Source organism: Serratia sp. GW822-FHT06E05 (genome assembly GCF_058799445.1).
In genome coordinates this window covers 1,488,402-1,502,141 of the sequence record NZ_JBXALM010000001.1, presented here as the reverse complement: position 1 = coordinate 1,502,141, position 13,740 = coordinate 1,488,402, and the positions used below count along the sequence as shown (strand labels likewise).

Genomic DNA, 13,740 nt, shown 5'->3' with positions numbered 1-13,740 from the left:
CTTAATCGGCATGCCGACGGCGCCACCAAAACCGTACTAGCAGAATGGCGGCGATCACCAGCGCGCAGAACAGCACGCTGGTGAGTCTTTTATCGAAGCCCGAGATAAAGCGGCCGATCGCCTCGCCACCAAAATAGCCCAGCAGCACAAAGATTGTCGCCCACAGGATGGCGCCCAGAATGTTCAGTGGTACAAAGCGTGACGGCGGCAGCTTGCTGGCGCCGATCAGAACCGGGCCGATAATGCGGAAGCCATACATAAAACGTACGCCAATCACGAACAGCATTGGGTGGCGTGCGATCAGCTTTCTGGCGCGTTCGATGCGTTTTTCCTGGCTTTTCATGCGTGAAATGACCCGTCCGCCGAAGCGACGGCCCAGGAAAAACAGCAGTTGATCCCCCAGCGTGCCGCCCAACGCCACCACCGCAATAACCCAGGGCAGATGTAACAGTCCCTGATGTGCCGCAATGCCGCCCAGCAGCGTGATGGTTTCGCCTTCGGCCAGACAGCCGATAAACAGCGCCCAATAACCGTAGTCCGTAATGTAGTGGGCTAAATCCGCCATTCTGATCCCCTATGTCTTTAACACATAAGGTGAAGTATACGCCCTGTGCGCTAGCCGCGGGCGGCAATCTGCGCCACCAACGCTCGACGTTGCCGCAAACTGTCGGCCATTTGCGCCTGAACCCGGGCCAGGACATGCGCCGGCGCCAGTTCCGGCGTTCCTCCCTGGAAAGGCGGTGCCGGCGCATATTCCAGATACAGTTGGATCATTTGCGCGGTTTCCTCATCGTGCAATTCGGCGATTAATGCCAGGGCGAAATCGATGCCGGCAGTCACGCCGCCGCCGCTGATGACGTTACCGTCACGTTCTACCCGGGCATGACTGGGGAGGGCACCGAACAGCGCCAGGCTTTCGCGCATGCTCCAGTGACAGGCGGCGCGTTTGCCTTGCAGCAAACCGGCAGCGGCCAGGATCAGCGAACCGGTACACACGGAGGTCAGATAGCGGGCATCAAGTCCCAGACGGCGGATCTGGCTCATGAAGGCGTCGTTTTCCAGCGCCTGGGTGCAGCCGGCGCCGCCCGGTACGCACAGCACGTCGCAGCGCGTGACTTCTTCCAGCTTCTGCAACTGGGTAAAGTGCAATCCTTCGGCGCTGATATCTGCGCCACCGACGGAGGCCACGACAATTTCGGCCCCCGGCATGTGTCGCAAGAACTGCAGTGGCCCGGTAAAGTCCAACTGGGTGACGCCCTGATAGATCGGAAAAACAATCACTAATGGTTCAGACATGATATTCGCCTCAGTTTTGTCATTTGCTTTGGGTCATAATAGCGACCCTGTTTTTGGCTGATATGACGGATAACCCTCAAAAAGCGCCATGATGAAAAATATCGGCTTTGTGGTCTTCCCCGGCTTTAATCTGCTCGACTTCGCCGGGCCACTGGCGGCCTTTGATAATGCCAACCAGTTTACGGCGACCCAGGCCTACCGGTGTCTGCCGCTCTCGGAGCGGGGCGGCAGCGTGGTGAGCTCTTCGGGTGTGGAAGTGCTTACTCAGCCGTTTGGCGAACATCGCCTTGATACGCTATTGATTGCCGGAGGCAGCGGCAACGTCGTCGCCACCCAGTCGGCGGGGCTATTGGCGTTTCTGCACCGGCAAAGCCGGCAGGCACGGCGCATGGCCAGCGTGTGCACCGGCGCATTTATACTGGCGGCGGCCGGGTTGCTGGACGGCAAGCGCGCGACTACTCATTGGTACCATGCCGCACGGCTGCAACAGAGTTATCCGCGTATCCGCGTCGACAGCAATCGTATTTATATCCGCGACGGTGCGATCTGGACTTCGGCGGGCATCACTGCCGGTATCGATTTGGCGCTGGCGATGGTCGAGGAAGATCTCGGCAGCGCATTGGCGGCCAGCGTTGCGCGGCAACTGGTGGTGTATCACCGCCGTCCGGGCGGGCAGTCGCAGTATTCCTTGCTGCTGGAACTCAACCCGTCTTCAGATCGCATTCGCAACGCGCTCTCTTATGCTCGTGAACACCTCCATCATCCGCTGACGGTGGGCGATCTGGCGGACGCCGCCTGTCTGAGCGAGCGGCAGTTTGGCCGCTTGTTCCGCGCCGAAACCGGTCAGACGCCGGCCAAGGTGATTGAACAATTGCGAGTCGAGGCCGCCAGGGTCAGGATTGAAGAAGGTCACGAAGCGCTGGAGAGCATCGCCCGCGCCGTCGGGTTCAGTGACCCGGAGCGAATGCGGCGGGCCTTCATCCGTCTGTTTGGCCTGTCGCCACAGGCGATAAAGCGCCTGAGCCGCAGTGGTTAAATCATTCTGCCGTGCCCCGGTGGCGCGGCGCAGTAGAGGAGCGACAGATGTATCAGGATTTTGAAAGTGAGCTGAACTGGGCGATGCGCCACATGCCGCGTACCCGGGCGGCCGTTGCTGCACTGCCGGATTTAAGCGGCGTGCGTCTGGCGTGCAATATGCACCTGGATCTGAAAATGGCCCCGCTGGTGGCGGGTCTGTTGGATAAGGGCGCTGCCATCTATCTGACCACCTGCAACCCGACCACGGTGCAGGATGACGTGGTCGCCTGGCTGGAACGCCGTGGGGCACAGGCTCACGCCTGGCGCGACATGAGCGACGCCGATTGGTCGGCATCGTTTGACCGCGCGCTGGCCTGGGGGCCTACCCACCTGTGCGAAATGGGGGCGGATCTGACTACCCGTCTGCACCAGTCTGCCGACGGCCCGCAGATTATCGCCGGGCTGGAAGCGACAGGTTCCGGCATCAGTCGACTGAACGGTATGGCACCGCGCTATCCTATTTTTAACTGGGACGATTTGCCGGTAAAAGAAGGGCTGCATAACCGTCACATGGTCGGCTTGACCGCCTGGCACACCTTCTTCCAGACCACCCATTTGACGCTGCATGAGAAATGCGTGCTGGTGATTGGCTATGGTTTGGTTGGGCAGGGCGTTGCGGCAGCGGCGAAAGCTTACGGCGGCCAGGTGATCGTGGCGGAAATCGATCCGGCGCGTGCGCTGCAGGCGCGTTATGACGGCTGGGCGGTCGTTGATTTGGCCAGCGCGGTCGGCCAGGCCGATGTAATTGCCACGGCAACCGGGGCAAAAAACGTGCTGTCAGCGCAGCATCTGCAACAGGCGAAAGACGGGGTGTTCATCCTCAACGTCGGCCATGTAACGGCGGAAATTGACGTCGGTTTCCTGCAGAACCTGCCGCACAGCGAGCCTATGCCGTTTGTGAATGCCTACCAACTTGGCGACAAACAGTTGTACTTGTTGGCCAACGGTTCAATGTTCAATCTGACGGCGGGCTACGGCGACAGCCTGAATGCCTTCGATGTGACGCTGGCGGTGATGGCGGCAGGCATTGGCCATATCGTCGGGGACGGCGCACGCCAGGCCCCTGGGTTGTACCTGTTGCCGCAGTCGGCCTGGCAACCGGCACTGTAACTTTTTCAACGCGGGCGTTCATCCCAGAGCGCTCGCGGTTTGCGCAATTATCTCTCCGACAGAATTTGTCACAAATCGGCTGACATAATCCCAGTGCCAATGGGAGAACCCTCACATATAATTCGGCCAAATAAGACCTTCATCTTCTTCAGTGACAGAGTAATGCATGTGAAAAAACGTGTTTTGGTACTAGCCCTGCTCGCTTTGCAGGCAGGGGCAGGCTTCGCGCCGCGCGCGCTGGCCAGCGAAAATAACGCCGTCACCCGGGCCGCCCAGCCTGAGCTGGCTTCCGGCAGCGCCATGGTGGTGGATATGCAGACCCACAAGGTGATGTATGCCCGCAACCCGGATGAAGTGGTGCCGATCGCCTCCATCACCAAGCTGATGACGGCAATGGTGACGCTGGACGCCCATCTGCCGCTGGATGAAATGCTGTCGGTGGATATTCACCAGACGCCGGAGATGAAAGGGGTCTATTCGCGCGTACGGCTGAACAGTGAGATCAGCCGTAAAGATATGCTGCTGTTGGCGCTGATGTCGTCGGAAAACCGCGCTGCTGCCAGTCTGGCGCATCATTACCCGGGTGGGTACGGTGCATTTATCAAAGCGATGAACGCCAAAGCCAGGGCGCTGGGCATGACCAACACGCGTTATGTGGAACCGACCGGGCTGTCGATCAAAAACGTCTCTACCGCCCGCGACCTGACCAAACTGTTGATCGCCACCAAGCAATATCCGCTGATTGGCCAGCTCAGCACCACCACCGAACGCATGGCGAGCTTCAAGGATCCGAACTATACGCTGCCGTTCCGCAATACCAATCATCTGGTATACAACCCGAAATGGAACATCCAGCTGACCAAAACCGGCTTCACTAACGAAGCGGGACACTGCCTGGCGATGCGCACCATGATCGGCAGTCATTCCGTGTCGCTGGTGGTGCTGGACGCCTTTGGCAAGTATACCCACTTCGCCGATGCCAACCGCCTGCGCAGTTGGATCGAAACCGGTAAGGTGACGCCAATCCCTGCAGCTGCCCGTGACTACCGTCGTCAGAAAGACGCCCGTCTGGCGAAGAACGAAACCGAATAATCGATGCTGTGGCCTGCGGAGCTGTTCGCAGGCCGTTACCGTCCCTCAGGACGCCGGATCACAAAACCCCGCTCCCGATCGCCGTCGAACCCGGCGCGCAGATACAGCTGATGTGCCCCGGTGCGCTGTTGACCGGAGAGCAGCATCACTTTGTAGCAACCTTTCCGCCATGCCAGTTGCAATGCGTATTCAAGCATCGCTAAAGCAATACCTTGTCCGCGATACGCCTGAGCAGTGACCACGTGCTCAATGATGCCGAAGGGTTGCCCCTGATTCACTAGCCCCGGCACCATCGCCAGCATGCAGGTCGCCACCGGTTGGTCATCGACCACGCTGACCACCAGACGAATCGACGGGTTGTCCAGCAGGCGTTGCAAAGTACGCTGGGCATTATCCGGACGCAGTGGCTGATCCTGCGGGCGTAACTCCCTGTACAGCGCCTGCAGGCCGGCAAGATCGCTCAATTGGGCCTGACGGTGGATGACGGTCATATTTCCTCCTTTCAATCGCCGTGAAGGCGTATCCATCCGCTATCATCAATTAATACCATATTGCACGCGAGGGCAGCATCCCATGAGCCACGTTTCTACCTTTGTCATGTTTCAGGGCCAGGCCCAACAGGCGATAGATCTTTATAGCGAACTGTTTGCCGGTTTCCAGGTTCAGCAACTGCTGCATTTTGATGAGCGCGATGGCGGGCCGCGACGGATCAAGCAGGCTACCATCGATTTTGATCGGCATAATCTGGTGTTTATTGACAGCCCGGTCAGCCATGACTTCAGCTTTACCCCGGCGGTCTCGCTTCACGTGAACTTGGCCACCGAGGCGGAGCTTGAAAGGATCTTCGCCCGCTTGGCAGAGGGCGGCGAGGTGCTTATGCCGATTGATGATTATGGTTTCAGCGCGCGCTTCGGGTGGTTGAACGACCGCTTTGGCCTGTCCTGGCAACTGAACGTGCCTGCCGGTGATGCCGGCTGAGATACCCGCACCCGCTCTTTTATGGTATTTAAGCGTTCAGAAAATTTGCGCAGGGATGGATGGGTATGTTCAAGATAATGGGCTGGTTAGCGTTGGCTCTGCTCTCCAGCGGCGGGCTGACAGCCTATTTTTTGCAGCAGCAGTACGAAGAGAAAAGCGCTGATTTTCGTATACTTTATCGCGACGTGACGGTGAAGCTTTCACAGCACGACGCCATCATTCCGCTATTGCCGGCCAGCCAATACAGCCGGGAAGTGCAGAGGATCTTTCCGCAAATCATCCATTGGCGTTCTCATCCTGGTATTGAACCGCGACGGCTCATCGTAGTGGAACAAAATGGGCGCTACTGGCTCAATGCCGGTAACCAGTCGTTGTTGATCGATCTGAACCAATTGATGAACGAATTGGTGGGAGAAAACGGCTTCCGGCACCTGGTGGTGCGTTGGAACGGTCAGACCTTATTTGAGCGCGGGGCGGCGCAGGCTTCCTACTATTGGCAATGGGAAAAGGTGATAGCCAGCCAGTCGCAGCCTTTTGTGCTGGCCGCCGGTGACGATCCGAACTGGGCTACGCTGCCCTGGCCCCTGATCCTGTCTCCTGCATTGTTCTGGGGACTGGTGCTTTACTTTATTAACCAATATCGAACCAACCGTCGGCGGCGAGATATCGCCGATCTGCGTGCCCATTACGCCGAAATCACACGGCTCAATACCCTGGGCGAACTGACCGCCGGTATCGTGCATGAACTTAACCAGCCCCTCACCGCGATTTTGAGTTACAACCAAACGGCCTTGCGTCTGGTTCGGCAACAGCACACCGAACAACTGCCGCAGTTGCTTGAGGCCGCCGTGGTTCAAATCAAGCGCACCGACGCATTACTGCAGCAATTTCGTCAGAAGCTGACCAGTGAGCGAGTCGATTATCAACCCGTCGCGCTGGGCGCACTCTGGGCCCGGGTGAGGACGCTGTTGGACAATGAAATTCGGGGCAATAAAGTCAAAATTAACAGCAGCATTCCTGACAATTTGCCCAGGCTGTTTGCTCCGCCGCTGTGGATAGAGCAAATTCTGCACAACATCGCCAGCAATGCGATTCAGGCGCAAGAAAATAATGCTGTCGGGACGGCTTGGATCAACCTGGCAGCCACGGCGACCGACGAGGGGATTGCTTTAACCCTGACTGACGGTGGCCCAGGGCTATCGGAACAGGCTCTGCAGCATGTATTTATGCCGTTTTTCACCACGCGCGCCCAGGGTATAGGATTGGGGATGGCCTTGACGGATACGCTGATCCAACGTCTTAACGGCACCATCGAAGCGACGAATATTGTCGGGCAAGGGGCCTGCTTCCGACTCTGGTTACCGATACACCCTGAGGAGAGATGATGAACCAAACCATTTACCTTATTGACGACGAACCGGCCATTCTCTCCTCGCTTAGCGCCTTGCTGGGTACCGTCGGTTGGCAAACCCGTACTTACAGCAGTGCGCTGGCGTTTCAGCAAGGCGTCGGTGAGCTGCATGGCTTAACCGGCTGTCTGCTGCTGGATATCAGGATGCCGGGCAAAACCGGGCTGACGCTGTTGGAGGAATGGCAACGGCAAGGGTTGGCGATCCCGGTGATCATCATGACCGGGCACGCGAACATTGATTTATGCCGCCGGGCCTTCAAAAACGGCGCCTTCGAATTCCTGACCAAACCGATCGACGCCGATTTACTGTTCGAAGTGGTCGGCAGCGCATTGGAACAGCAGCAGAACTTGCAGGAGCGGCAACAAAAAATACGCCTGATGCAACACCGGCTGGCTACGTTGACTGCTCGCGAACAGGATATTTTTGAGCACATTATGCAGGGGAATTCGAGCAAGGAGATCGCTCGCGTTTTTGCACTGTCTCCGCGCACTGTGGAGGCCCACCGGGCCAATATCTTCGCCAAGCTGGACGTCAATTCTTTGCCCAAACTGATGAACGAATATGGCGAGCTGGCGCTGCTGAAAAAAATGTAAAAACGCTTTGTTATTGATGAAAATGGGGCGCAAGTCCCGTCCCAAGGGCATTCTAGGTAAAATTACTTAATCGCGTAGGTAATCACGCCAATAGTGTGCTGCGGCTGCACCTTTTACTATTCCTGATATCCACAAGGGACAAGCAAGGAGCAAGCCAGTATGAAAATCATCATTTCAAGCATCATTTTACTCAGCAGCGTGACGTCGTTCGCCAGCATGGCCGGCGGCGTTCTCAGTGAAAAAAACCTTTCCCTCGACCTGGCCGATAAACTGGCTCAGAGCGCTATTCAGACCTGCAGTGCGAAAAACTATAACGTCGCCGTTACGCTGGTCGATCGCGCCGGTACCCCGCTTGTCATCAAGAAAATGGATAACGCCGGTCCGCATACGATCGAAGCCAGTCGCATGAAGGCGTTTACCGCCCTCAGCACCAAAAACCCGACGGAAAACGTGATGAAGAATGCTCAGGCTAACCCAGGGGCGGCAAACCTGCGCGATATCCCGGGCTTCTTGTTGCTGGCGGGCGGCGTACCGGTGAAATCTGGGGACGTGGTCATCGGTGCCATTGGCATTGGTGGGGCACCGGGCGGGGATCTTGATCAGCAGTGCGCGCTGGAAGCCTTGAAAAATAACCAGAGTAGCCTGAATGCCGGGTGATCTTTTTTAACGGTTACCGCCGCTTCTTAGGGCGCGTTAACCTGATGACCGGCACGGCTATACGCTTTTACCCACTGGATGATTTGCTGCAACCTCCTGGGCAATCATCCAGCAATACTTCCTGTTTATCCCCCGTCTCTCCTCCCAATCGTTATTTCTCCACTAAAATATTCATTAGCAAATCGACAATCATTAATGTTGTAGTATGAATCTCGACGAAGAGATCGTGACTCGTGAATATGAAAAGGATGAACCACTTTGGCTGGAAGTAGCTTACTGACTTTAATCGACGATATTGCCTCACTGCTGGACGACGTCTCGCTGATGACCAAGATGGCGGCGAAAAAAACCGCCGGGGTATTGGGAGACGATCTGGCACTTAACGCGCAGCAGGTCACCGGCGTAAAGGCCGATCGCGAGCTGCCGGTGGTGTGGAGCGTGGCCAAGGGCTCGTTTATCAACAAGGCGATCCTGGTGCCGCTGGCGTTGCTGATCAGCGCATTTGCCCCTTGGGCGATCACGCCGCTGCTGATGGTGGGTGGGGCTTACCTGTGTTACGAAGGGTTCGAGAAGGTGTTCCACAGCCTGACCCACAAAAAACAGGATGGGGAAGAGAATAAAGAAGCGCTGAACGCCAATGAAGACGTGGCGGCCTATGAACAACGCAAGGTGAAAGGAGCTATCCGCACCGATTTTGTGCTGTCGGCCGAAATTATTGCCATTACTCTGGGCACCGTGGCCGGGGCGACCTTCAGCCAGCAGGTGATTGTGCTGTGCGGTATCGCGATTGTGATGACGGTGGGGGTTTACGGCATCGTGGCCGGCATCGTCAAACTCGACGACCTGGGGTTGTATCTGAGCCGTAAAAGCAGTGCGCTGGCCCGCTCAATCGGCAGCGGTATTGTCAGTGCGGCACCTTATCTGATGAAGACCCTGTCGGTAGTCGGCACCATCGCCATGTTTATGGTCGGGGGCGGTATCCTGACCCATGGCTTGCCGCCGGTGCATCATTTGTTTGAGGACTGGGCGTCGTACGCCACCGTGGTGCCTACCTTCGGTCAGATCCTGCAGGGCGTGATTCCCGCCTTGCTCAACGTGGTGTTTGGTCTGGTTGCCGGCGGCGTAGTCCTGCTGGTGGTTTCGGCTCTGGGGGCGATCCGGGGACGTTTAAAGGCCTAAGCTAATCCCGCGCCTCTCGGCGCGGGGTCATTTAAAAGATCAGCTTGAACACGCCGGTGATGGTGAGCAGGCCAACGATAAAGATAATAGCGACAATCCACAGAATGATTTTCATTCGTCTCTCCCAATTGATTTGAATGACGGCGCGAGTTTTCGCTAACCTGATGAAATCATTATTTACTGTAGTCGATAATTCGCAAATTGCTCGCTGCAAGCCCATCAGGGGGATTGTCGCCACCTTCGCCTAACGCACGCTGCATGATGTGGGTGTCGCGCCACTTACCCAATTTAAACCCTACCGCCTTTAGCGTCCCCACGCTGCCAAACCCCAGTTTTTGATGCAAAGCCAGCGAGCCATGGTTTTCCCCGGCATTGCCGACGACAGCCAACATTTGGCGCCACGGCCCCTGCTCGCAGCGGGCAATCAGCTCAATCAGTAACGCTTTGCCGATGCCCTGACCCTGTTGCCCTTCGGCGATATATACCGATTCTTCCACGGTGAATCGATAGGCTGGACGCGGTCGATAAGGCGTGGCGTAACAGTAGCCCACGACGAGATGATCCCGCTTGGCCACCAGCCAGGGCAGCCCGGCCTCTTGCACTTTGCCCAGCCGCTGTCGCATTTCTTCCTGCGTGGGGGGCGTTTCTTCAAACGAAGCGGCGCCGAATAACACGTGATGGGCGTAAATCTGTTGGATGGCGGCTATGTCGTCCGGCGTAGCGTCGGTGAGGATCAGCGGAGCGGTGTGGGGCATAGTGATTCATGTTTACCTTGGAAATCAGAAGATAAGCGCATTATGCGCCGCGCCTGGCGACAAGGAAAATTGGGCTTTCTTATGCTGAAGATAAAAAAAAGTTATACCCATCCGCGAAACGAAAAAATGGCGCATGACGATCTTCGCCATGCGCCGGGAGCCGCTGCGAGCAGCATTCGGACGGGGGAATAACCCCGGGCTAGCCGCGCATGAAGTGCGCCACCGCCTGCTGCAGGTAGCGTAATAGCGGCGGGGTCAGCCAGGTGCCTTCCGTCAGCGTCGGTTCCTGCTCCATGGCCTGGCGGATTTTCATCTGGGTGGCCGGATGGGGACCGGCGTAGGACTGGAACAGTTCAAGCCATTGGGCTGCCAGCTGTTTTGCCCGCGCTGACTCTGGCGGTATGCCCTCATTCAGCGCCTGATGGAACTGGGCGATCAGTGCCGGCCATTCCTGCAGGCGGGTAAAGTAGTGCTGGCGCACATGGGCGTATTCTTCCGCCGACAGGTATTTTTGGTAGATTGACAGCTTGGTTTCGGCGAATGCCCGAGTCACATAGTCGGTCATAGCCGGGGTAATGCCGGTTTGTTCGCGTATCGCGGGCTCATCGGCGTGCATGGCGTTGAGTCGGGTGAGAAACGCCGGATTACGCGCCGTATCGCGTTCCAGCATCAGCATCCAACGACGCGCCAGCGCCTGAGCCTGCAACGCTTGCGGTTCAACGCCGCCATCGATCAACTGGCGCATGCTGCTGACCAACTCGGCCCACTCCTGATTGCGGCTCGGGTCGGCCTGATAGAAAGGCAATTGGGCCAGTTCGTCTGCGGTAAAATATTTATCGTACATGGTCATTAACTCCAACGTAGTCAGCCAGTCGTTCAGTTCCGGTTCGTCTCCGGCGGTGAGCTGAGCATGCATATGCTGCAGACGATCGCGCAGCGCGGCGGTCTGTTCCAACTGCCGCTCCAGCATGACGATTTGCTGTTCTATCACCGAAGTGAGCGCCATCCCCGAACGCGCCAAAATTGCCCCGACCTCTGCCAACGAGACGCCCATTCGGCGCAATGCCTGAATGTGGTGCAAGCGAGTGATGTCAGCCCGGTTGTATAACCGATACCCGGCGTCGGAACGCGCAGAAGGAACCAGCAAGCCAATGCTGTCGTAATAATGCAGCGTCCGGACGGTAATGCCGGAACGGCGGGCCAGTTCGCCCACTTTCAATAACATCGGTGTGCTCCTCCCTTGTGCGTTCCGGGATACTAAAACCTGACGTAGCGTGAGGGTCAATAGCGGAGTTAAGGATATTTTTGGCAACGGAGGAGGGCGTTTGCCTTAGGGAACATTAGCAAAGTGCTCTGTTGTTTCGTAGTAGGGGCACTGCATGCTGCGCCCTATTACATAATCAACAGATTAAATCGGGTGAACATGTTCGACCCCTACCGACTTAACCCATATGCAGGGGTGTCAGCCGTATGAGCCCAGCCAGGGGGCTGGGCTTTGTGGATCTATGTGCTGCTACCTTTCGCTAACGAGCAGCTCAAACAACGTGTCGATTTCCTGCAGGGTGTTGTAATGCATCATTCCAATGCGCAATACGCCGCCGCTGTCTTGCAGGTTCAGCCGTTGGATTAAGCCTTGCGCATAGAAGTGCCCGCTGCCGACGCAGATATTGTGCCGGCCTAATCGGCGCGCAATCTGTTCGGGGGCATGTCGCTTAAAGGTCAGTGCAAAGGTGGGCGTGCGGCGTTGGCAATCCGCCTGAGGGGAACCGTACAGTTGCACATCGTCTATTTGCTGTAAGCGCTGCAAAAAATAGCGGCACAGGTTCTCTTCATGGCGATGGTAGTCGGCAAAACTTTCCTGCAACCGCTGCCTTAAGGACGCGCCGGGCGTTCCCCATTGCGCCAGGTAGTCAACGGCTGCCGTGACTCCTGCCAGCCCTTCAAAACTCTGAGTACCCGTCTCAAAACGTCCTGGCCCCACGTCGGTAGCCGGTTCGACTTTATAGGGTTGCAGCCGCTGTAACCACTGCGGCGCGATATAGGCCATGCCGATGTGCGGACCAAAGAATTTATAGGCGGAGCACACTAAAAAATCACAGCCCAATGCCTGCACATCGATCAGATTGTGTGGGGCATAGTGCACGGCATCGACATAAACCTGAGCGCCGACCCGGTGAGCGGCTTCGGTGATGGTTTTTATATCGACGATGCTGCCGGTAACGTTGGACGCGTAGGTCACCGCCACCAGACGGGTTTTAGCGGTGATCAGTTCGCACAGTCGGGCAACATCCAAAGAACAGTCTGCTTGTTGCAGGGGGATTTGATGCACGGTGACTTGTTTATCGTTTGCCGCCTGTTGCCAACTGGAGACATTGGCGTAGTGATCCAGTTCGGTGACGATAATCTCATCGCCGGCCTGCCAGTGACGGCTAATGATTCGGCTGAGATGGAATGTCAACGAGGTCATATTCATGCCAAAAATGATGTTATCGGGCGTCGGCGCGTTTAATAAGGCGCGCACCGACTCCCTGGCATTATTCATCACTTCGCCGGTCACGTGGCTGGAAAAATAGTGCCCGCCCAGATTGGCGTTATATTTCCCCAGGTAGTCCGTCATTTTTTCCAGTACGCCTCGTGAAACCTGAGACCCACCAGGGCCATCGAAGAAGATCACTGGTTGATCGTTATAATGCTGGGTCAGCGCGCTAAACTGGGCTCTGGCGAGTTCGGGCGTAAAGGTCATGCTTTTTCTCCGCGGGCAGTCAGGACAAAGATATCCAGGTGTCCTTCTTCTTCCGGGACAATGGCGCTGATCGGCGTGGCGTTATGCCATAACTTGCTGTCCGCCAGTAAAACGGCTTCGCCGTCCGCCAGCGCTTTTTTAAAGAAGGGAGGCTGGTGATTATCGGCGTATAACATGATTTCGCCGCCGACAATATTCTGCCGATGAATAGCAATCATCGCGATATGATCAAAACCATCCTGATGGATCCCTTCCGGCGCGACCTGCGTTTCATTATGAATGGCGACCACGCGCATCTGGTGAATTTCTATCTCCGCGCCTTCGGGTAAGTCATTACTTTCCGCGAACAGATTACACATTTCATCCATGCCGGCGCTTTGCAACACGTCGCTATCAATGGGTTCAAAATGGCGTACCACGTTGCCCTGGAAGTGATTGATCTCATCGGACTGCACGAAATTGCGTTGGCCAACCTCTACCACATGGCCATTGAGATGTTTGACTACCGAATAGCGCCGTAAGCGGTATTTTCCGTCAGCGTGTTGCGTATGGGGCAATGCAGAAAACGACGGCGTTAATTGTTGGGTGGCCTGACGGCTAAGCGTAGTCATACTTATTACGTTTTCGTGTTTCTGTAACATAATCACCTCTAATATTATTGAATGATGACTTTGTAGGGAGGTATTTCGATTGAATTGTAGTCGACACGTTTGCCAAAGCAATTTTTGGCCGTCGCCCCGCAAATGTGGCTGTAAACGGGGATGAACGCAGAGAATGTTGGGTGTTGCGCGGCCAATGGTTTACCCGGTGCGGTGAGGCTGGCGTTCGGGGCTGTAATGAGCTGCGGA

General features: G+C 56.5%; 16 protein-coding genes. 8 read left to right on the top strand and 8 right to left on the bottom strand.

Going from position 1 to position 13,740, the window contains the following annotated elements:
* Position 1: 1 nt before the first annotated feature.
* Both AC1RKC_RS07105 and AC1RKC_RS07100 read right to left on the bottom strand, forming a co-directional pair.
* Complete coding sequence (locus AC1RKC_RS07105) at positions 2-565, bottom strand: DedA family protein (RefSeq protein ID WP_020825754.1); 564 nt, start codon at positions 563-565, stop codon at positions 2-4.
* A gap of 50 nt (positions 566-615) precedes the next feature.
* Positions 616-1,296 carry a DJ-1/PfpI family protein gene (locus AC1RKC_RS07100; protein WP_104410909.1) on the bottom strand — a complete coding sequence of 227 codons (681 nt, stop codon included), beginning with the start codon at positions 1,294-1,296 and terminating at the stop codon, positions 616-618.
* A 91-nt stretch (positions 1,297-1,387) separates the two neighbouring features.
* Between AC1RKC_RS07100 and AC1RKC_RS07095 the strand changes: the two genes are divergently transcribed.
* From AC1RKC_RS07095 to pbpG, 3 genes are all read left to right on the top strand, one after another.
* Entirely contained in the window at positions 1,388-2,332 is a 945-nt protein-coding gene (locus tag AC1RKC_RS07095) for a GlxA family transcriptional regulator (protein WP_041415257.1), read from the top strand.
* A 47-nt stretch (positions 2,333-2,379) separates the two neighbouring features.
* A complete protein-coding gene (locus AC1RKC_RS07090) occupies positions 2,380-3,483 on the top strand; it encodes an adenosylhomocysteinase (RefSeq protein WP_046374218.1) in 1,104 nt (367 codons plus the stop codon).
* Between the two features lie 162 nt (positions 3,484-3,645).
* The gene (pbpG, locus tag AC1RKC_RS07085; RefSeq protein ID WP_020825758.1) at positions 3,646-4,575 is read left to right on the top strand and encodes a D-alanyl-D-alanine endopeptidase; all 930 of its coding nucleotides are present in this window, start codon (positions 3,646-3,648) and stop codon (positions 4,573-4,575) included.
* Positions 4,576-4,610: 35 nt separating this feature from the next.
* On the opposite strand, the gene AC1RKC_RS07080 is transcribed toward pbpG, so the two are convergent.
* Entirely contained in the window at positions 4,611-5,066 is a 456-nt protein-coding gene (locus tag AC1RKC_RS07080) for a GNAT family N-acetyltransferase (RefSeq protein WP_048761291.1), read from the bottom strand.
* An 82-nt stretch (positions 5,067-5,148) separates the two neighbouring features.
* Between AC1RKC_RS07080 and AC1RKC_RS07075 the strand changes: the two genes are divergently transcribed.
* The 5 genes from AC1RKC_RS07075 to AC1RKC_RS07055 all read left to right on the top strand — a co-directional run bounded on the left by AC1RKC_RS07075 (position 5,149) and on the right by AC1RKC_RS07055 (position 9,394).
* A complete protein-coding gene (locus tag AC1RKC_RS07075; protein WP_041414313.1) occupies positions 5,149-5,553 on the top strand; it encodes a VOC family protein in 405 nt (134 codons plus the stop codon).
* Between the two features lie 65 nt (positions 5,554-5,618).
* Complete coding sequence (locus AC1RKC_RS07070) at positions 5,619-6,938, top strand: sensor histidine kinase (protein WP_048761294.1); 1,320 nt, start codon at positions 5,619-5,621, stop codon at positions 6,936-6,938.
* The gene (locus tag AC1RKC_RS07065) at positions 6,938-7,558 is read left to right on the top strand and encodes a response regulator transcription factor (protein ID WP_020825762.1); all 621 of its coding nucleotides are present in this window, start codon (positions 6,938-6,940) and stop codon (positions 7,556-7,558) included. Before AC1RKC_RS07070 ends, AC1RKC_RS07065 begins: the two co-directional genes overlap by 1 nt.
* A 159-nt stretch (positions 7,559-7,717) precedes the next feature.
* Positions 7,718-8,215, top strand: coding sequence for a GlcG/HbpS family heme-binding protein (locus AC1RKC_RS07060; protein ID WP_048761298.1), 498 nt, complete (start codon positions 7,718-7,720; stop codon positions 8,213-8,215).
* A 258-nt stretch (positions 8,216-8,473) separates the two neighbouring features.
* A complete protein-coding gene (locus tag AC1RKC_RS07055; RefSeq protein ID WP_046374213.1) occupies positions 8,474-9,394 on the top strand; it encodes a DUF808 domain-containing protein in 921 nt (306 codons plus the stop codon).
* 31 nt (positions 9,395-9,425) lie between these two features.
* Here AC1RKC_RS07055 and AC1RKC_RS07050 read toward each other — a convergent pair whose 3' ends face one another.
* The 5 genes from AC1RKC_RS07050 to AC1RKC_RS07030 form a co-directional block, all read right to left on the bottom strand.
* Positions 9,426-9,509, bottom strand: a complete 84-nt coding sequence (locus tag AC1RKC_RS07050) for a small membrane protein YohP (RefSeq protein WP_020825765.1) — start codon at positions 9,507-9,509, stop codon at positions 9,426-9,428.
* A 58-nt stretch (positions 9,510-9,567) separates the two neighbouring features.
* Complete coding sequence (locus tag AC1RKC_RS07045; protein WP_048761301.1) at positions 9,568-10,149, bottom strand: GNAT family N-acetyltransferase; 582 nt, start codon at positions 10,147-10,149, stop codon at positions 9,568-9,570.
* Positions 10,150-10,348: 199 nt separating this feature from the next.
* Positions 10,349-11,374 carry a MerR family transcriptional regulator gene (locus AC1RKC_RS07040; RefSeq protein WP_020825768.1) on the bottom strand — a complete coding sequence of 342 codons (1,026 nt, stop codon included), beginning with the start codon at positions 11,372-11,374 and terminating at the stop codon, positions 10,349-10,351.
* A 288-nt stretch (positions 11,375-11,662) separates the two neighbouring features.
* Positions 11,663-12,892: a cysteine desulfurase-like protein gene (locus AC1RKC_RS07035; RefSeq protein ID WP_261286615.1), complete on the bottom strand. Its 1,230-nt coding sequence runs from the start codon at positions 12,890-12,892 to the stop codon at positions 11,663-11,665.
* Complete coding sequence (locus AC1RKC_RS07030) at positions 12,889-13,503, bottom strand: 2OG-Fe dioxygenase family protein (protein ID WP_104410908.1); 615 nt, start codon at positions 13,501-13,503, stop codon at positions 12,889-12,891. Before AC1RKC_RS07030 ends, AC1RKC_RS07035 begins: the two co-directional genes overlap by 4 nt.
* Between the last annotated feature and the right edge of the window lie 237 nt (positions 13,504-13,740).